Source organism: Pandoraea sp. NPDC087047, from assembly GCF_044745225.1.
Lineage (GTDB): Bacteria > Pseudomonadota > Gammaproteobacteria > Burkholderiales > Burkholderiaceae > Pandoraea.
On sequence record NZ_JBIUZU010000001.1, the window covers coordinates 583,410 to 602,491 of the forward strand.

At 64.3% G+C, this 19,082-nt stretch carries 17 protein-coding genes; 9 read left to right on the forward strand and 8 right to left on the reverse strand.

The genetic code is table 11. The features are described from left to right. Positions 1-29 precede the first annotated feature (29 nt). On the reverse strand, positions 30-602 hold the full coding sequence (locus ACIPHM_RS02430) for an HdeD family acid-resistance protein (RefSeq protein ID WP_400324189.1): 573 nt from the start codon (positions 600-602) through the stop codon (positions 30-32). Between the two features lie 567 nt (positions 603-1,169). Here ACIPHM_RS02430 and ACIPHM_RS02435 point away from each other — a divergent pair. The 4 genes from ACIPHM_RS02435 (at position 1,170) to ACIPHM_RS02450 (ending at position 6,071) form a co-directional block, all read left to right on the forward strand. Continuing rightward, the gene (locus tag ACIPHM_RS02435) at positions 1,170-1,697 is read left to right on the forward strand and encodes a spore coat U domain-containing protein (protein ID WP_400324191.1); all 528 of its coding nucleotides are present in this window, start codon (positions 1,170-1,172) and stop codon (positions 1,695-1,697) included. A 15-nt stretch (positions 1,698-1,712) separates the two neighbouring features. Then, positions 1,713-2,471, forward strand: a complete 759-nt coding sequence (locus ACIPHM_RS02440) for a molecular chaperone (protein ID WP_400324193.1) — start codon at positions 1,713-1,715, stop codon at positions 2,469-2,471. 67 nt (positions 2,472-2,538) lie between these two features. Beyond that, entirely contained in the window at positions 2,539-5,100 is a 2,562-nt protein-coding gene (locus tag ACIPHM_RS02445; RefSeq protein ID WP_400324195.1) for a fimbria/pilus outer membrane usher protein, read from the forward strand. After that, the gene (locus ACIPHM_RS02450) at positions 5,097-6,071 is read left to right on the forward strand and encodes a spore coat protein U domain-containing protein (protein ID WP_400324197.1); all 975 of its coding nucleotides are present in this window, start codon (positions 5,097-5,099) and stop codon (positions 6,069-6,071) included. The genes ACIPHM_RS02445 and ACIPHM_RS02450 overlap by 4 nt, the downstream gene beginning before the upstream one ends. Before the next feature lie 6 nt (positions 6,072-6,077). Here the strand turns inward: ACIPHM_RS02450 and astA are convergent, their stop codons facing one another. The 6 genes from astA to ilvB form a co-directional block, all read right to left on the reverse strand. Continuing rightward, complete coding sequence (astA, locus tag ACIPHM_RS02455; protein WP_400324325.1) at positions 6,078-7,142, reverse strand: arginine N-succinyltransferase; 1,065 nt, start codon at positions 7,140-7,142, stop codon at positions 6,078-6,080. A 189-nt stretch (positions 7,143-7,331) separates the two neighbouring features. Then, a complete protein-coding gene (locus tag ACIPHM_RS02460) occupies positions 7,332-8,573 on the reverse strand; it encodes an aspartate aminotransferase family protein (protein ID WP_400324199.1) in 1,242 nt (413 codons plus the stop codon). A 201-nt stretch (positions 8,574-8,774) separates the two neighbouring features. Next, positions 8,775-9,497: an amino acid ABC transporter ATP-binding protein gene (locus ACIPHM_RS02465; protein ID WP_400324201.1), complete on the reverse strand. Its 723-nt coding sequence runs from the start codon at positions 9,495-9,497 to the stop codon at positions 8,775-8,777. After that, positions 9,481-10,233: an amino acid ABC transporter permease gene (locus ACIPHM_RS02470; protein ID WP_400324203.1), complete on the reverse strand. Its 753-nt coding sequence runs from the start codon at positions 10,231-10,233 to the stop codon at positions 9,481-9,483. The genes ACIPHM_RS02465 and ACIPHM_RS02470 overlap by 17 nt, the downstream gene beginning before the upstream one ends. Positions 10,234-10,384: 151 nt before the next feature. Continuing rightward, positions 10,385-11,164 (reverse strand): basic amino acid ABC transporter substrate-binding protein, encoded by a 780-nt coding sequence (locus ACIPHM_RS02475; RefSeq protein WP_400324205.1) that lies wholly within the window; start codon positions 11,162-11,164, stop codon positions 10,385-10,387. 216 nt (positions 11,165-11,380) lie between these two features. Next, entirely contained in the window at positions 11,381-13,207 is a 1,827-nt protein-coding gene (ilvB, locus tag ACIPHM_RS02480; RefSeq protein WP_400324207.1) for a biosynthetic-type acetolactate synthase large subunit, read from the reverse strand. Between the two features lie 167 nt (positions 13,208-13,374). Between ilvB and ACIPHM_RS02485 the strand changes: the two genes are divergently transcribed. The 3 genes from ACIPHM_RS02485 (at position 13,375) to ACIPHM_RS02495 (ending at position 15,301) form a co-directional block, all read left to right on the forward strand. Further along, on the forward strand, positions 13,375-13,878 hold the full coding sequence (locus tag ACIPHM_RS02485) for an Lrp/AsnC family transcriptional regulator (protein WP_400324209.1): 504 nt from the start codon (positions 13,375-13,377) through the stop codon (positions 13,876-13,878). Positions 13,879-14,039: 161 nt separating this feature from the next. Then, positions 14,040-14,594: a peroxiredoxin gene (locus tag ACIPHM_RS02490; protein WP_400324211.1), complete on the forward strand. Its 555-nt coding sequence runs from the start codon at positions 14,040-14,042 to the stop codon at positions 14,592-14,594. 41 nt (positions 14,595-14,635) lie between these two features. After that, positions 14,636-15,301 (forward strand): hemolysin III family protein, encoded by a 666-nt coding sequence (locus ACIPHM_RS02495; RefSeq protein WP_400324213.1) that lies wholly within the window; start codon positions 14,636-14,638, stop codon positions 15,299-15,301. Here ACIPHM_RS02495 and ACIPHM_RS02500 read toward each other — a convergent pair. Next, complete coding sequence (locus ACIPHM_RS02500; RefSeq protein WP_400324215.1) at positions 15,292-16,959, reverse strand: ATP-binding protein; 1,668 nt, start codon at positions 16,957-16,959, stop codon at positions 15,292-15,294. The two genes, ACIPHM_RS02495 and ACIPHM_RS02500, sit on opposite strands and share 10 nt — an antisense overlap. Here ACIPHM_RS02500 and ACIPHM_RS02505 point away from each other — a divergent pair. Both ACIPHM_RS02505 and ACIPHM_RS02510 read left to right on the forward strand, forming a co-directional pair. Continuing rightward, complete coding sequence (locus ACIPHM_RS02505) at positions 16,915-17,364, forward strand: hypothetical protein (protein ID WP_400324217.1); 450 nt, start codon at positions 16,915-16,917, stop codon at positions 17,362-17,364. The genes ACIPHM_RS02500 and ACIPHM_RS02505 overlap by 45 nt on opposite strands. Next, complete coding sequence (locus tag ACIPHM_RS02510; RefSeq protein ID WP_400324219.1) at positions 17,357-19,000, forward strand: methyl-accepting chemotaxis protein; 1,644 nt, start codon at positions 17,357-17,359, stop codon at positions 18,998-19,000. Before ACIPHM_RS02505 ends, ACIPHM_RS02510 begins: the two co-directional genes overlap by 8 nt. Positions 19,001-19,082: the final 82 nt, after the last annotated feature.

A 19,082-nucleotide genomic window follows, 5' to 3' on the forward strand; every position in this document is an offset into this window, starting at 1 on the left:
TGCAATGGGCGCGGTCCGCGCATTCGAACCTATGACCTAAGATGTTCCGCGGGCGCCTGCGAAATGCCGTGACCGGCGCCCCGCAACCGGAACCCCGCCATCACCAGCAGCACACCCCAGATGATGGCCCACGAGCCGATGGCCCAGATGAGTGCCAGCGCGCCTGCGCCCGGCTGCCACATGATGAAGATGGCAAACAGGATGCTGAACACACCGGAGAGAATGACCCACATTTCGCCCTTGACCTCGCGACGCAGCGCGATGCCGGCGGCCACCTGCAAGACACCGGTGACGAAACTCCAGGCCACGATATAGATAAGCAACGCAACGGCGGTCAACGCCGGGTTGAGATAAGTTAGGACTCCGATGACAATGCCCGCGACGCCTTGCAGCAACGGCAGCCACCAATCGGCATGCTCCTGACGCGCACTCCATGCGGCGCCAAGCGAGAAGACACCGTCCACGAACGAAAACGCGCCGAAACACAGCACCAGCACCGCAATCGTTACGCCGGGTAACGCAAAGGCTGCAACTCCGAAAATCACGGCCAATACACCGCGCAGCACAAGCAACCACCAGTATTTCGACAGAAGTCTGAGCATGGCATCCCTCTCGTGAAATATCCGCAGGTAGCGAATACGGGCGCCAGACGGCTTATCACACGTTTGATGTGAATAGCGCCCGATGCGTGTGAAGAAGTCATTCTAGAGACGGCTTGCACGTGAGATCAAGTGAAATATGTGCGAATGCTTGTGCCATCGGCACACGCTTTGATGGACATCATCTCGCGTAACTTTTGCTGCGCCGCATTCCGGCAGCACTTCCGGTGCCGACTCCCTCGTTTGCCCCGTCAGCACTGCGGCATTGCGCCGCAGTCCACCCCATCACCTCATCGTCGTTGCCACGAATCGAGGCCCGCGTGCGCACTGCGTCATGCAAAAACATGCGCTGTGCGCGTATCTCCCGGATACCTGACGAGCGGTATGCCGCCCCAGAGATAGGATGTTTCCGAAAGTCACACCAGTGTTCCTATTTCAGGGAAATGCCCTCATAAGCTACGTAAAAAGCGTCTGAAACGCAGGGCGTGAACGGACGTGATTCGAACGCTTTTTACGTAGTCCCCGCAACTCAACATGGCATCTCGACTAGGACTCCAAAGGAGAATCATCATGAACCGATCATTGCTTTGTCTGGTCTTCTGCGGAATTGCCGGTGCGCTGGGGCAAGTCGCACCGGCAAACGCCGCCGTCTACTCCAACGGTTCGGCGACTGCGCAAATGCGCGTGCAGTTGACGATCCTCCCCGGCTGCACCATTGCCGCCACGCCGATGACGTTCAATGCCGTGCAGGGCTCGGCGACCGGCCCGGTGGCGAGCACGTCGTCGCTCACCGTGATCTGCACGGCGTCCACGGGGTACAACATCGGCCTGAATGCCGGTACCGTGCCGAACTCCACCGAGACGAACCGTCTGCTCGCGGGCACCCTCACGGGCAACACCACGACGATTCCGTTCGGGCTGTATCAGGACGCCGCTTACGCCACGCCGTGGGGCAACACGCAGGGGTCGAACACGCTCAGCGACTCGGGCACCGGCGTGGTGAAGACCTACACGGTCTATGGGCAGGCCACACTCGCGGCCACGATGCCCGAACCGGACATCTACACGTCGACGGTCACGGCGACTGTCTACTTCTGAGGCGCCGGATCGATCATGACTCCCTCGAGACCTGTCGTTCGCCGGCCCACGGCTTATGCCTGCGGCGGCGCATTCGTCGCCATGCTGACGCTTTGCGTGACCGACGGTAACGGCGCGACGCTGCAAGTCTCGCCGGTCATCGTCAACATCCTGCCAACGCAGCCCGCCACCACGCTCACGCTGGGCAATACCGGCGATCTGCCGATTCACGGACAGTTGCGGCTCTACGCCTGGACACAGCGCAACGGCGACAACGTGCTCACCCCCACCGACGCGCTCATCGCGAGTCCGCCCATCGTGCGCATCGAGCCCGGCGAGCGGCAGATCGTGCGGCTCGTGCACGTGGCGCAGAAGCCCGAGGGCAACGAGCAGAGCTATCGGCTGCTGGTCGACGAACTGCCGTCGCTCGACAGCAAACCGTCCGAAGGTGTCTCCATTCGGCTGCGTTACTCGTTGCCAGTGTTCGTGCAGGCGAGCCAGGCGCGCGCGCCGTCGCTACGCTTCGATGTGCGTCTGATGCAGGGTGAGCTGGAAGTGCGTAACGACGGCGAGCGTCACGCGCAACTCGGCGCCACGCGCGTGCTCGATGCGTCCGGGCGAAGCGTCGAACTCACGCGAGGGCTGCTCGGCTACGTACTCGCGGGACAAACGCGCCGCTTCGCCGTGCGCTGGCCAGCCGGGGCGCCGCCCGTCGGTCCGTTCACGGTGGAGTCGCGCGTCGACGCGGTGCCGATGCGCTTTGCCGCCGACGTCGCGCCGGATGGCGGGCGCTAGCCGTGCGCGCGCGCGCCGCGTCGCCACGTGCGTCGCACCGCCATGGGCCCGCGCGGCATCCGGTGCGATGGCAACGACTGTCGTCACGTCCATGACACTCGGCTTCGCGGTGTTTGCAGCCTTCGGCCGAGCAGGCGACGTGTGCGCATCGGAGGCCATCTACGCGAGCGAGACGGCCGTCGATCTGACGAGCCGTGCAGCCCGCGTTGCCGAGCCCGTGATGCAAGACGCTACCGGCATGGCCCTCTTCGACGACGCCACGCTCGCCGCCGCGCACACCGTTGAGGACTTCGCCATCGGTGCAGGCGGCGGCAGCGCAGGCCCCTACCGGCTCGACGGACCTTATGTGCTCGAAGTCGTCATCAACGGCGAATCGACCGGACAAATCGCACCGTTCATGCGACGCCAGGGCCGCTGGTTCATCCGCGCCGGCGATCTGCGCGCAATGGGACTGACGTCGGATGCGCTGCCGGAAAGCGACGCGACCGAGGTCGCGCTCGATTCACTGCATGGCATCCGCGCCACTTACGACGCCTCGAATCAGACACTCGCCCTGCAAGCCGGCGACGCGTGGCTCGCGCCCTACCAGCTCGGCAGCCCGCCCCCGGCGGTCGTCGCCGCGACGGTCGACCCCGGCATGCTCATCAACTACGACGGCTATATCCAGCGCGACCGGTTCACGCGCGCGTCCGTCTGGAGCGAGGTGCGCGGCTTCTGGTCGGGTGGCACCCTGCAACAGACGGGCCTCGCCGAGCACTCCCGCTGGCGGCATGGCTATCGACGCTACGACACGTGGTGGCAGCACGACGACCCCTCGCGCCTCACGAGCTGGATCGCGGGCGATCTCATCACCGGCTCGTTATCGTGGACTCGTTCGCTGCGCATCGCGGGCCTGCAATGGCGACGCAACTTCGCGCTGCGCCCGGATCTCGTGACCTTTCCGGTTCCGGCATTGCATGGCAGCGCCGTCGTGCCCTCCTCCGTCGACCTGTATCTCGACGGGGTACGGCGCATGAGCGGACGCGTACCCCCGGGGCCTTTCGTCATTCAGGAGACGCCGGGCCTCACGGGCGATCTGCAAGCAAGCGTGGTCACGCGCGACGCCCTCGGCCGCGAGCAGATCACCACCGTGCCGCTTTACCTCGACCCGCGGCTGCTCGCGCGCGGCCTGTCGAGCTTCTCCGTGGAAGCGGGTCTGCCTCGCGACGACTACGGCGTGCGTTCGTTCTCGTACCGGCACCACCCTGTCGCATCGATCGCCGCGCGCTACGGCGCCACCGACACCGTGACCGTCGAAGCGCAGGCGCAGGCCGGGCGTCGGCTCGCGCTGACGGGGGCCGGGGCGTTGGTCGCACTTGGGGGCGCAGGCGTGGTGAGCGCGTCGACCGCACTCTCGGCCGGACGCGGCACCGGCAGCCAATGGAGCGCCGGTTATCAGTATCTGTCGCGCCGTCTCAGCATCGACGCACAAATGATTCGGACTGCCGGACGTTACCGGGACATCGCGTCGCTCGATGGGGTGCCCGCGCCACGCGCGAGCGACCGCGTGACGGTCTCGCTACCCATCGCACGCGGCAGCACCGCCTCGCTGGCGTGGTTCGCCCAGCGCGCATCGCGTCAGCCCGCCACGCGTGTGCTGTCGGCGAGCCTGACACTGCCCGCAGGCTCGCGCGGCATGCTCTCGATGGGCGGCTTTCGCGACTTCGCCAGGCGACGCTCGCACGGCGTGTTCGCCATGCTGAGCATGCTGCTGGGCGGCGGCGCGCTGGGCAGTGCGTCGTTCAATCAGCAAGACGGGCAGACGCAGGCGTGGGCGGGCGCGAGCCGCACACCGGATTACGGCGGCGGGTGGGGATGGCAAGTGCTGGGCGGTCACGCGTTTTCGCAACGTACGGTGCAAGGCGAATTGCAATACCTCGGACGGCACGGGCAGGTCTCGGCGCTCGCGCAACAAGTCGGGCACCAAAGCGGCGCCGCGCTCGGCATGAGCGGCGCGCTGGTCGTCATGGACAACAGCGTGCATGCCACGCGACGCACGTACGATGCCTTCGCGCTCGTGAGCACCGATGCTCAGGCCAACGTGCCGGTGCTGCGCGAGTCGGTACCCGTCGGCCACACCGATTCGCGCGGCTACTTCCTCGTACCGGATCTGAGCGGCTTCGAAGCGGCGCGCATCGGCATCGATCCCATGCACTTGCCCGCCGATCTCGAGGTCACGACGACCGAGCGCCGCGTCGCACCGCAGGCACGCAGCGGCGTGCTCGTGCATTTCCCTGTGCGACGCTATCGCGCGGCGCTCGTCACGCTCGTCGACACCGCGGGCAAGCCGTTGCCCCCGGGCACGTCGGTGCGCCACGTGCAGAGCGGCATCGTGACCGTGGTCGGGTACGACGGCGAGGTGTTCATCGACGCGCTCGGTCCGCGCAACACACTCGAATCGCGCGACGGGCGGCAACGCTGCCGCGTGTCCTTCGACTGGACCGCGCCGCCGGAAGGCCGCATTGCCCGCGTCGGCCCGCTGGCGTGCGTGGCGTTCGGCACACTCGCCGAGGAACGGGCGCCGCCCGAATCTTCAGTGACGGCGCCCGGCGCCGCGCCAGCACCGTCCGCACAGGAGAACCGCTCATGAGGCGAACGCGCGCAACGCCGCGGATCGGGTGGCACTACGCGATCGCCGCGGCACTCCTCGCACAGAACGCCAACGCACTGGCGCAGACCTGCTCGCTCGGCACTCCCACGCTCGCGTTCGCCGCATTCAGCCCGATCTCCGGCATGGCCCTCTCGGCCACGGGAACGATTCCCGTGTCGTGCACATGGCCCCTGCTCGGCGGCAATCCGAACGTCAAACTCTGCCTCGCACTGAATGCCAGCCAGCCGCTCACGCTCACCAATGCAGGGAATGCCATCAATTTCGGACTCTTCACAGACCCGGCGTTTTCCAACGCGTGGGGCAGCGGCACGAGCAGCGTGATCTCGCTCACGATGGCGCGCAATATTCTGGGCGGGACGGTGACACAGAACGTGAATTTTTACGGACGGATCGCGTCGGCACAGACCACGGTGCCGACGTCGGGCAGCAGCAACACGGTCTATACGCGGGCCTTTGCGTCGGCGGACACGACGCTGCAATACGCCTCTTACGCGGCACTCGCGCCCGCGCCCGCGTGCGGCACGGCCATGACCGCCGTGCCGGGCACGCCGTTCGCGTCCAATGTGACGGTCATCAACAATTGCACCGTCGCTGCGACCAACATCACGTTTGCCACGCAATCGGCGCTCGCCAGCCCGGTTACCAGTAGCGGCCAGCTCACGGTGCAATGCACGAACAACGACGCGTTTCGCATCAGCCTGTCCGGTGGATTGCTGGGCACGGTCGCGTCGCGCACGATGGCGGGCCCCACCGCCAGCGTCAGCTATCAGTTATATCTGGATAGCGGTTACGCCACGATCTGGGGGGATGGCACGTCGGGAACGTCGCAACTGACCGGCGTGGGCACCGGTCTGGTTCAGGTGATTCCGATCTACGCTCTCGTGCCATCGCAATCGACGCCGGCCCCCGGCGTCTATACGGACACGGTGACGGCGACCATCCAGTTCTGACGAGGCTCAGACGGCGTCGGCGCGTGGCGGCTTGAGCGGCAGAACCTGAACCCGGTCGCCCTGCCGGACCCCCAGCGCCTTCGCGGCAAGCGGGCTGAGCGTAAAGGCGCGGCGCTCGGGACGCCCCGTCACCAGCGTGGCGCGAAAGCCCTCGAGACCGAGGCATGCCACGAGATAGGGTTCAGCGTTGGGCATCGCCGGGGCCGGGCGCTCGTCCTCGTCGGCGTGCGTGGCAATATTCACCGCCAGATAGCGGCTGTCGCGTGCCGCGCGCAAATCGGCCACTCGCGCTTCGAGTACCGGCCCGCTGTCGAAGATGTCGACGTGCGCACCGGAGCGCATCCCCTCCTGCTCCAGCAAACGCCGCGCAGGCAGCGTATCGCGATGCGTCACGCCGATGGCGGCCTGCGCCTGCGGCGAAAGAAAGTCGACGTAGATCGGATACTTCGGCATCAACTCGGCCACGAACGATTTCTTGCCGATGGAGGTGAGGTAGTCCGCCTGATCGAAATCGATCTGGAAAAAGCGCTGCCCCAGCGATTGCCAGAATGGGCTGTGCCCTTCGTCGTCGAAGAAGCCGCGCAGCTCGGCGCACACTTGCGGACCGAAGCGCTCGGGGAACTGCGCCATGAACAGAAAGCGCGCCTTGGACAACAACGCCCCGTTGCCGTGTCCGCGCCATTTCGGGTCGAGCAACAAGGAGCACAGCTCGCTGTAGCCGGTGAGATCGTTCGTGAGCGAGAGCGTCAGCATGCGCGACCAGACGTTCAACTCGCGGCTCGCATGGACGATCGTATCTTTACGATACGTATAGAACGGCTGCTCCAGCCCGACGGCCGCTTCCAGCCCGCACACGCCTGCGATCTCGCCGCTGTCGACGTCCTCCATCACGAACAGATAGCCTTGCTCGGCAGTGGGCGCGAGCCCTTCGAGCGTGGCCGCCACGCGCGCCAGACGCGCTTCGAGCGCCACCTGATCGGGCTTGAACGACGTCATGCCGGGGCCCGCCAGCGCCGCCAGTTTCATCAGTGCGGGCAGATCGCCGGGACGCGCGAGACGCACTACGCGCAGCGAGTTCGTCACGCCTTCGTCCTCTGAGGCCGGGGCGGCGCAGACGTTGGGGCTCGCCGGCACTTTCGATTGACGCGTCATGGGCACATTCCGTGAAGTCGATGAAACAAGGGCCGGAGCGACGTCATCCGTCGATCCGGCCCGCTGTCCTGTGCCTCGTGGCTCAGGTCGTGTTGCTCAGTCGCGCGCTCAGGCGGCCTTCGCCGTGGCGGCCACCGCAGCGACCGCCTTCTCGAGCGAAGCCAGACCGGCGTCGATATCGGCGAACGGAATGTTCAGCGACGGCGCGAAACGCACCACGTCGCCGCCCGCCACCAGCAGCATCAGACCGTTCTTCTCGGCTTCGACCACGATATCCTTCGCACGGCCTGCGAAGGCCGGCTTGAGCACCGCGCCGATCAGCAGCCCCATGCCGCGCACCTGATCGAATACGCCATGACGTGCGTTGATCGCTTCGATGCCCTTGAGGAAGTGCTCGTGACGCGCTTTTACGCCGTTGAGCGTCTCGGCCGTGTTGATCAATTCCAGCACGCGTCCGGCGATGGCCGTTGCGAGCGGATTGCCGCCGTAGGTGCAACCGTGCGTACCCGGCGAGAAGCTCGCCGCGATCTTGCTCGTGGTGAGAATGCCGCCGATCGGATAACCATTGCCCAGCGCCTTGGCGGTGGTCAGGATGTCCGGCGTCACGCCGTATTGCTCGTAGGCATACAACGTGCCGGTACGGCCGACGCCCGTCTGCACTTCGTCGAAAATCAGCAGCGCACCGTGCTTGTCGCACAGCTCGCGCAGGCCCTTGAGGAACGCCGGATCGGCCGGCAGCACGCCGCCTTCGCCCTGCACAGGCTCGACGATGACAGCTGCGGTGGCCTCCGAAATCGTCGCTTCGACGGTCTTCAGGTCGTTGTACGGTAGGTGCATGATGCCTGCCGGGATCGGACCGAAGCCTTCGGTGTATTTGGCCTGACCGCCGACGCTCACGGTAAACAGCGAGCGGCCGTGGAACGCGTTGTAGAACGAAATGATCTCGCTCTTTTCCTTGCCGCCCCGCTCGGCGGCGTGGTCGTAAGCGTAGCGACGCGCCAGCTTGAGCGCCGCTTCGTTGGCTTCGAGGCCCGAATTGCAGAAGAAGGCCTTGTCGGCGAACGTGGCGTCGGTGAGTGCCTTGGCCAGACGCAGCACCGGCTCATTGGTGTAACCGTTGCCGATGTGCCAGACCTTGCGCGCCTGCTCTTCGATGACCTTCACCAGCTCCGGGTTGGCATGGCCGAGCGCGTTGACCGCGATACCGCCGGTGAAATCGACATACTCGCGACCTTGCTGATCCCACATGCGCGAGCCTTCGCCGCGCACGGGCACCATCTGGGCAGGAGCGTAATTGGGCACCATCACGTCGTCGAACGTCTGGCGGGTCACAGCGATTGGCTGGCTCATGACTACCTCGTGAAATCGGAGTGCAATCTGCGATTGCTGGGGCAGGCCCGGACAAAGGTCACTGCCCTGTGAAAAAACCTGGCTGGGTGCTCAGGGTGCCTGCGACGCGCCGATGCAATCCGTCACGCGGCGCGCGTACCCTCGCATTGTAATCAGATGCGGCGCGCGGATACACCTTTGCGCGCGCCGCAATCGTGAGAATTACAGGACTTTGCGCAAGAATTCGCGCGTGCGCTCGTGCTTGGGCGCCGTGAAGATCTGCTCGGGCTGGCCTTCTTCCATGATCACGCCCTGATCGATGAAGAGGACGCGGTCGGCGACTTCCCGTGCGAAACCCATTTCATGGGTCACGACGACCATCGTCATCCCTTCGAGAGCGAGCGACTTCATGACTTCGAGCACTTCGCCCACGAGTTCCGGGTCGAGCGCCGAGGTCGGCTCATCGAAGAGCATGACCTTGGGCTGCATGGCGAGCGCTCGGGCAATGGCCACGCGCTGCTGCTGACCGCCGGAGAGCTGGTTCGGGAAAGCGTCGATCTTGTCGATCAGGCCGACCTTTTTCAGAAGTTGCTCGGCAATGCTCACCGCTTCGTCGCGCTTGATACCGCCCACCTGCATCGGCGCGAGAATCAGGTTCTCGAGCACCGACATATGCGGGAACAGGTTGAAGCGCTGAAACACCATGCCGACGCTCGCACGCATGGCGTTCATGTCCGTCTTCGGGTCTTCCACATGGAAGCCGTTCACGAGCACTTCGCCACCGCTCACGTCTTCGAGGCCATTCAGGCAGCGCAGGAACGTGCTCTTGCCCGAGCCCGACGGCCCGATCACGCAGACCACTTCCTTCTCTTCGATGCGGCAGGAAATGCCGCGCAGTACGTGCGCATCGCCGTACTGCTTTTGCAGGTTATTGACGACGATCACCTTTGCCGTACCTCGTTTCAAGATGTTGAACAAATGCCGACAGCACCAGCGTGATCGCCCAGTAGATGAGCGAAATCGTCAGATACGGCTCCCAGTAGCGCGCGTAGGCGCCCGACACGGTACGTGCGGCGTACGCCAGTTCCGCCAGGCCGATGGCCGACGCGAGCGACGAGTCCTTCACGATGGCGATGGCGTTGTTGCCCAGCGGCGGCAGCATGCGGCGAAACGCCTGCGGCAGCACCACCTTGCGCAGCGTCTGCATGTAGGTCATGCCGAGCGAACGGGCGGCTTCGGCCTGGCCCCGGTCGATCGACTGAATGCCTGCGCGGAAGATTTCCGACACGTACGCCCCGGCGTTCAGCGAGATCGCCAGCACGGCGGACATGAACGCGCCGTATTGCGAACGGATTTCGCGGGCGAAATCACCGCTGATCAGCAGCCCCCCCGACGGGTTGATCAGCAACGGCATCAGCGCAAAGTGAATCAGCAGGATCTGCACGAACAACGGCGTGCCGCGGAAGAAGCTGACGTAGAAGCGCACAGGATATTGCACCGCGTAGCGCAGGAAATACTTATAGAAGCCGTGACGCGCTTCGGCCAGACGGCCGACGCCAAGCACCAGCCCAAGTAACGTGCCGGCGATCACACAGATCACCGTGCACTTGAGCGTCATCAGCGTGCCCTCGACAAACAGAGGCATGTATTCGCTGATGATGTTCCACTGGAACCCACCCATGAAGCACCTTTCTCACAAAATGAAACGGACCGGCTGCCCGGTAGAAAAACGCTCGCGGCCCGGGGGTTGATGTCGAAGGTCGACGATCAGCTCACGGGCCGCGAGTGGCCAGAATCTCTGGCGCGCGTGGCGCGAATCTTACACGCGTTGCTTACTGTTGGGGCAGCGTCGGCACGTCGGCGTCGAACCACTGCTTGTAGATCTTGGCGTAGGTGCCGTCAGCCACGATCTTCTTCAGACCGGTGTTGATCTTGTCGAGCGCGACCTTGTTGCCCTTCTTCACGGCGATGCCGAAGTACTGGCGCTTGAACTTGTTGTCGTAGACCAGCTTGAACGGCTTTTCCGGATGGCTCTTGATGTAGAACTTGATCACGCCCACGTCGCCCACGGCAGCGTCCACGCCACCGCGATACAGCTCTTCGAGCATGAGCGGGGTGTTGTCGAAACGGCGAATCGCGGTGCTGGCCTTGCCCAGCTCGTCCGAGACGGCAATGTCACCGGTGCTCGAGTTGACCACGCCCACTTGCAGCTTCTTCAGATCGGCCAGACCGGCAACCTTGGCGCCGGGCGAGGTGATGATGACCTGATCGGCCGGGAAGTACGGGGTCGAGAAGTCGACCATTTCACGGCGCTTGTCGGTAATGGTGATGCCGGAAATGATGATGTCGCGATCGCCCTGGTCGAGCGTGGCGAAGATACCTTCCCACGGCGTGCTGACCAGCTTGACGTTGAACCCGCCGGCCTTGCCGATCGCCTTGATGACGTCGATATCGAAGCCGACCAGTTCCTTCTGCGGGGTTTCGAACTCGAACGGACGATACGTACCGCCGGCACCCACGGTGTACGTGGGATCGGCGGCCTGCGCTGCGGGCACCGCGGCGAAGGTCGTCAGAATACAGGCGGCGGCCAGCATCAGGCGCTTCGTCAACATATTGATTTCCTTGGCGAGAATTCTTGAAAGAGCGCAATGATACTCCTCGCTGCCCCGGAAACGAAAAAAACCCGCCGAAGCGGGTTCTCTCGTTGCGATCTCGCGACGTACGGGGCGATTCTCAGCCTGTGGCAATGCGCCCGGGGGCACGACGACCGGACGACCTGAGCATCGTCGCCCCCGTGCTCGCCCCTGCCCCCGGTTACGACGGCACCATCAGAAGGCGCCCGCCGCGATGGGACCGGCAGCCTGGCCCGGGCCGAAGACCACGTCGCGATACGTCTTGCCTGCGGGGATCATCGGATAGACATCGTCTTCGCGGGCCACGAGCACGTCCAGCAGATACGGCTCGCTCGGATCTTCGAGCATGCGCGCCAGCGCGGCGGGCAAGTCCTCGGCGCGCGTGACGCGCTCCCCCGTCACCCCATACCCGGCGGCAATCGTCACGAAATCCGGGTACGGCCGGCCGTTGTCGGCGCCGTCGGGCTGGTTCGGGTCGCCCAGCGACGACTTCACGCGGTTGCGTGCGTAGATCATGTCTTGCCACTGGCGGACCATGCCCAGCCACTGGTTGTTGATGACCAGCACCTTGACACCGATCCCGTAACGGCGGCAAGTCGAGAGTTCGTTGACGGACATGTTCAGGCTGCCGTCGCCGTCGATATCGATGACCGGCACATCGGGCCGCGCCACTTTGGCGCCGATCGCCGCCGGCAGACCGAACCCCATCGTGCCGAACCCGGCGCTCGACAAGAAGGTACGCGGTGCGCGAAGACGCAAATGCTGCATCGCCCACATCTGATGCTGCCCCACACCGGTGGTCACCACCGCTTCCGGCGGCAGCAGCGCCGCCAGCGCCGTAATCACGTCGACACCGCTCAGCACGCCCGCGTCTCCCGAGCTCGCCTGCGGCGCGACCGATGCACGTAGCGGATGCGCTTCGCGACGCTCACGAAGATACGCGTGCCATGCCGGAACATCGCGGCGCTTGGCCACCGCCAGCAGACCGGTGAACGCGTCGCGCAAATCCGCGTGCACGCCGAGCGTGACCGGCTTGTTCTTGCCGATTTCGGCGGCATCCACGTCGATATGCACGATGGTCGCGTGACGGGCAAACGACGTCGGATCGCCGATCACTCGGTCGTCGAAACGCACGCCGAGCGCCAGCACGAGGTCAGCTTCATTGATGGCGACGTTCGCGACATAAGCCCCATGCATGCCGAGCGGGCCCAGCAGCAGGCGATGATCGTCGGGCACCGCGCCCAGTCCCATCATCGTGAGCGCGACGGGACAATCGAGCGCCTCGGCCAGCGCAACGAGTTGCCCGCCCGTTCCCGACGCGATCACGCCGCCCCCCGCGTAGATCACCGGCCGCTCGCTTTGCGCGAGCAACGCCGCAATCCGTTGCGCCGTCTCGTCGCTCATTCCCGCGGGCACGGGCGACGTGAAGCGCTTGTCGGTCGGCTGATCGGGGCGTGCCTGCTGGATATCCTTCGGAAAATCGAGCAATACCGGTCCCGGCCGGCCCGCCAGCGCGCACGTAGCCGCTTCGCGCAGGGCGGCCGGAATGTCGCGCGGCTCGCGCACTTGCCGGGCGAGCTTCGTGACCGGCTTGGTGATGGCGACGATATCGACTTCCTGGAACGCATTCTTGCCGAGCCAATGCGTGGCGACATTGCCCGTGATGGCGAGAACCGGCACGGAATCGCTGGCGGCATCGGCAATGCCGGTCACCAGATTCGTCGCGCCGGGACCCGACGTGGCCAGGCATACACCCAGCTTGCCGGTGGCGCGTGCGTAACCTTGCGCACCGAAGACCGAGCCCTGCTCGTGCTCGGTGCGCACCAGTTTGATCGAGACGCGCGAGAGCGCGTCGAGCATTTCGAGATTGGCGCCCCCCGGATAGCAGAACACCGTGTCGACGCCAATATCGACCAGCGTGCGCGCAATCAGGTCTGCGCCTTTGGCAGACAACGGGGCGACAGGCTGGGCGACGGCACCGGTCGCGGGTTCGGCAGCGGGGAGAGTCAAATCAAGTTTCATGGTGTTTTCCGGCAGATTCAGTCGAGCGTGCGGGGATTGTTGCGACGAATATCACTAATAAAGATGAAGTCTACGGGCATCGCGCCGTAAATGCTTCGCGTATCGTTGACAAAATTACATCAATTTCACATGATTAATTCAAATTTAACGATGTGGATGAATAAATCATGCAAATTGACGAATTCGATGAAAAAATTCTCGCACTCCTGCAAGAAGACGCCTCGCTCTCAGCCGTACAGATCGGCGAGCGTATCGGCCTGTCGCAGTCGCAATGCTGGCGTCGCATCGAACGGCTCGACAAGGAGAAGGTCATCGAGCGGCGCGTCGCCCTCATCGACCGCAAGAAAGTCGGACTGAACGTGATGCTCTTCGCGCACGTGAAGCTGGCCGGGCACAACCGTAATGCGCTGCCCGAGTTCTCGGAGGCGATTCAGGCCTTTCCCGAAGTGCTCGAATGCCACGTGCTCATGGGAAATGTGGATTTTCTGCTTCGCATCGTGACGCGCGACGTCGATGCCTACGAGCGCTTCTTCTTCGAGCGACTTTCCCAATTACCGATGGTGCAGGAGGTCAACTCGATGATTGCGCTCTCGCAGATCAAGTCCACCACCGTCCTGCCGATCGGCAGCGGCAATCCGGGTGCGCAGGGCACGTCGGCTTCCGGCGCTTGATGACAAAACGCTGACCGAATGATGTCACGAAACCGGCGGTAGACTGTCACTCGCCCGAACGACGCAAAGCCGCATGGCGAGCGCCGTTCAACGAGATCGGCATGCGTTGGACAGCGCCATCGCAAGCCTCTATCCTTAAGCATTCACTACGGGAGCGTTGCATGAAACGTTGGTTTGGAATGACTGCTGCTGCCACCATCATCGGCGTGACGGCCTGGTGCATGATCCCCGCCCATGCGGCGTTGCAGAACGGCGCCGCGGCGCCGGACTTCAAAGCGCAGGCATCGCTCGGCGGCAAGGTCTTCACCTTCTCGCTCGCCGACGCCCTCAAGAAGGGCCCGGTCGTGCTGTACTTCTACCCTGCGGCGTTCACCACCGGTTGTACGATCGAGGCGCATGACTTTGCCGAAGCGACGGACAAGTTCAAGGAGATGGGCGCGACCGTGATCGGTGTTTCGCACGACAACATCGATACGCTCAACAAGTTCTCCGTGTCCGAGTGCCGCAGCAAGTTCGCCGTGGCCGCCGACACCGACCAGAAGATCATGAAAGCGTATGACGCCGTGCTGGCGCTCAAACCGGACATCGCCAATCGCATCTCGTACGTCATCTCGCCCGACGGCAAGGTGATTTACAGCTACGTGAGCATGAATCCGGACAAGCACGTGCAGAACACGATGGCCGCCGTTCGCAAGTGGCACGACGCACATCATTGACATCATTAACGAGACACTGACGAAATACCAACGAGGACGGCATGACCACGGCTCAACCCACCGCCAAGGCGATCGCGCGCGCTCAGACCCGCAGCGAAGAAGTCGCCAACAGCGTCAGTCACGGCCTCGCGTGCCTGGCGGCCCTCGCAGCGATTCCCTTCCTTTTCAGGGCAGTCCGCCCGCCCCTGCCGAGTACGGTGCAACAGATCGGCATCGGCGTGTTTGCCGTCACGATGGTCGTGGTCTATCTGTCGTCCGCGCTGTATCACGGCCTGCCTGACGGCCGCGCAAAGCGGGTGTTCATGCGCGTGGACCATTGCGCCATCTTTCTCTTCATTGCCGGGACTTACACGCCCTTCACTGTCAAGATCCTGCACGATCCGTGGGGCTGGCCACTGCTCACCGGCGTGTGGGCGATGGCCATTGCCGGGCTGATCGCCAAATCGCTCGGCCTGCTCGACCGACCGCTCGTCTCCACCCTGCTCTACATTGGCCTGGGCTGGATGGCCGTACTCGTAGCCGGACCGGTGCTCGCCGCCATTCCCGGCCCCGGCGCGGGCTGGCTGTACGCCGGGGGCGCCGCCTACACCGTCGGCGCGATCTTCTACTCGCTCGATGGACATATCAAGTTCGGGCATCTCGTCTGGCATCTGTTCGCCATCGGCGGCACCGTCTGCCACTACCTCGCCGTCTGGCGTTATGTCTGATCGTTCCGGGCACGCTGGCGCACCAGTGCCATCCGGCATTGCGCCAGCCTGTCGGCGAGCCGGTCGCAGCGTGCGGTCAAGACCGGGTCGCCGAACATCCGGCACGCCCCGCGCATGCGGTGCAGGAGCCGTTGCGCTGCGTCGATATCTTCGGGGCGCGCCCCGACCATCAGACGCCGGAAACGCGCGAGATCCTTCGCCATTTCCTCCCGCATCATCCGGCGCGCACGGGGGTCGTCTTTGAGAGGTGGCCGCAACGGCGCGGGCCGCTCGCCTGCACCACGCGCATCCGGTACCTCACGTGCCTTGTGCGGCGCGTGCGCTGCATGCCCCTCCTGCACGTCATGCCCTTCTAACGCCTCAAGCGCCTCGTCCTGACAGGGCCAGCGCACGGCCAGCGTCTGTGATAACCGCTGGCGCGAAACCGGCTTCGTCAGTACGCCATCGATACCCGCCTCTCGCGCAGTGCGCGCTTCGACCACCGACCCCGTCACGGCGAATACCACGGGTGCCCGCCGCCCTAGCGCCGGGGCAAGCGCGCGAAGCGTTTTCGCCAGCGTCAGGCCGCACTCGCCGCCGAGCTGTATATCCGTGAGCACGACATCGATATCCAGCACGACCCACTGCACCAGTGCTTCGGTCAGATCCGCCGCGCCGATCGCATGACATCCCAGCGACGCCAACTGATCGGTGAGGATCGTCCGATTCATGACGTGATCGTCCACAACCAGCGCCTGCAACCCGGGACGCACCGTCACATCCGCCACCGGCACTTGCACCACCGGCGGCGGATGTGACAGCGCTGGTCGCGTTGATCGCGCCGATCGTACGGACAATGCGGATGGCGCCGACGATGAAGACAAGCTCCCTATATCCGCATCGCATTGCGCATCCGCCAATGGCATATTCCGCGAGCGTGATATTTCCCCCGGCATGGAGAACGGCATCGACAGCCGAAAACGCGCCCCGGCAGCCGACGGCTCCACATGAAGCGCGCCGCCCATGCGCTGCGCCCACCGCTGCGCGATCCACAGCCCCAACCCGGTGCCGGGCACCGAGGGGTCGGCGCGAGCAAACGCCGCAAAAACCGCATTCTCCATGCCCGCCGGAATCCCCGGCCCGGTATCGGTGACGTGAATCGTCAGGCACCCTGCACCGTCTTCGTGCTGACGCGCCATGGGCACCGCCTCGCCGTCGCAATCCTCGCCATGCGCTTCGCCGGCTTGGTTCGTCCATGACACTCGCACCGCAACGCCACCACATGCTGTGTACTTCAAAGCATTGTCGAGCAGCGTTCGCAAGATCTGACGCAACCGGGTCGCGTCGCCCCACAGGACGACGGGCACGTCATCGGCAATGTCGCACGCTAGATCGAGCCCCTTGGCGTGCGCCCTTGCGGCGAAGGCATCGACCTCGGCGTCCAGACATTCGCGCACCTCGAACGCCGTCTCGCGCAACGGCAGATGCGCGATCTCTCCCCGCCCCAGACGAAGCACGTCGTCCACGGCCCCCGAGAGTACGTCGAGCATGCTTCGCATGGTGCCCAGCCGTTTGCGCGGCCCGAGCGTAGGCGCCGCGTCGCCGGCATCGTCCCACAGCGCATCGAGATGACCTTGCAGCACCTGAAGCGGGGCACGCAACTCGTGCACGAGTGCCATCCGAAACGTCTCTGCGTCTCCAAGGCCGTTCCTTACGCATCCTTCCAGCAAGCTGTCATCACTGAGTTCGTGTCGGGCGGCATCGAGGCTGCCGCGCCGGAATTTGAATTTGTCGAGATTCATCGCGTCATTGACGCCTCATCACGATTCACGCGCTTCGGCGTACTGAAGAAAGGGAAAAAGGCCTTTCAGTCTGGCCTTTTGCGCGACTTTTGCGACTGCGCAAATTCCGATCTTTTTTCGATGACGTTGTACTTTCGGAATCGCCCGAGTCCGAATGGCTCAAGTTCCGTGTCTCATCTGCCGATAATCCCTATGCCCCGTCTTGCACTCTCCGATGGACGGGGAGGTCGTGCAACCTCCTGGTACGGCCTGGGCATTCAATCCATCGATCCATATGTATAAGAACATTACGATTCGGGCCAGTCTGACCCTGGTTCTAGGTTTGCTTGGTGCACTACTCGTCCTCGTCAGCGTGCTGGGCCTGCAAGCGCTCAGCTCCAGCAATGAGTCCCTCAGCAAGATGGCCACGGAAGACACCCCCGCCCTGGCCGAACTCAAAGGGACCGGCGAGCAAATTCTGCGGACCCGTCTGTCGCTGGCGACTTATGCGTCGTATGTCAGTCTCGGTGCCAACCCCGAAGAATCCGAAAAAGTTCTCAAGCGGGGTACCCAGTACATCGCGACTTCAGACGCGCTTTGGAAGGATTATCTGAAACGTCCCAAGGAAGATGCGCACGAAGCGGAGGTGGCCAAGGCTGCCGACGAAAAACGTCGTGCCTTTTTCGATAAGGTGTTCACGCCCGCCCTCGACGCGCTCAAGCAAGGCGATATCGCAGGCTTCCACCTGATTCAGGCACGCGTCGCGCCGTCCGCTTACAACGGCGTTGAAGCGCTCATGCGCGAACTTCAGGACATTCAGGTCGCGCGTCAGAAAGCCCGCTTCGAAGCAGCGCAGCAGCGCTACAACATGATGCGCATCGCCATGGGTGCGACCCTCGCCGTCGCCCTGCTGCTCGCGCTCTGGGGCCGCGCCATGCTCGCGCGCGCCGTGCTGCGCCCGATCCGCGAAGTGATCGCGTATTTCGAACGGATGGCCGCGGGCGACCTGAGCCAGCGCATCGAACAACGTACCCGTAACGAGATGGGGCAGTTGTTCGGCGCCCTGGGCCGTATGCGCGACGGCCTCGCCAACACGGTCGGCACCGTTCGCGAGAGCACGGAAGCCATTCACGGCAGCGCCCGGGAAATCGCCGACGGTAATGCCAATCTGTCGCGTCGCACCGAATCGCAGGCCTCGTCGCTAGAGCAAACGGCGGCGAGCATGGAAGAGCTCACCGCCGTCGTCAAACAAAACGCCGAGAACGCCCGTGCCGCGAGCCAGTTGGCGGTCACGGCGTCGGAGACCGCGTCGCGCGGAGGAGATGTCGTGCAGGAAGTCGTGACGACGATGCGCGATATCGCGGAAGCCTCGCAAAAGGTCACCGACATTCTGACGGTCATCGACGGCATCGCCTTCCAGACGAACATTCTGGCCCTGAACGCCGCGGTCGAAGCCGCGCGCGCGGGCGAGCAAGGCCGCGGCTTTGCCGTGGTCGCCGGCGAAGTCCGCACGCTGGCGCAACGCAGCGCGTCGGCGGCCAAGGAAATCAAGGGACTGATCGAAGCGTCGGGCAACCGCGTCGAGATCGGCACCCGTCTGGTCGAGCGGGCTGGCGCAACGATGTCGGAAGTCGTGCACTCGGTCAAACGCGTGACCGACATCATGGGTGAAATCTCGGCCGCCAGCGTCGAGCAGTCGAGCGGCATCGAGCAGGTCAATATGGCCGTCACGCAGATGGACGAGATGACGCAGCAGAATGCGGCGCTCGTGGAAGAAGCCTCGGCCGCCGCTGCCGCGCTCGAGACACAGGCCGCACGCCTGCGTGAGTCGGTGGCGCTGTTCCGTCTGTCGGCGCACGAAGCGGCACATACGCATGTGCTCGGTTCGGGCAACGCATCGACCGCCGCTGCCCCCGGTTCGCTGGCGCTTGCCGCCTGATAGATTCAACGCACAGCATCAACCCGCCAACAGTTTGGGGGGATGACGCCGATGCATCACCCGGCGATTATCCGACGAATAC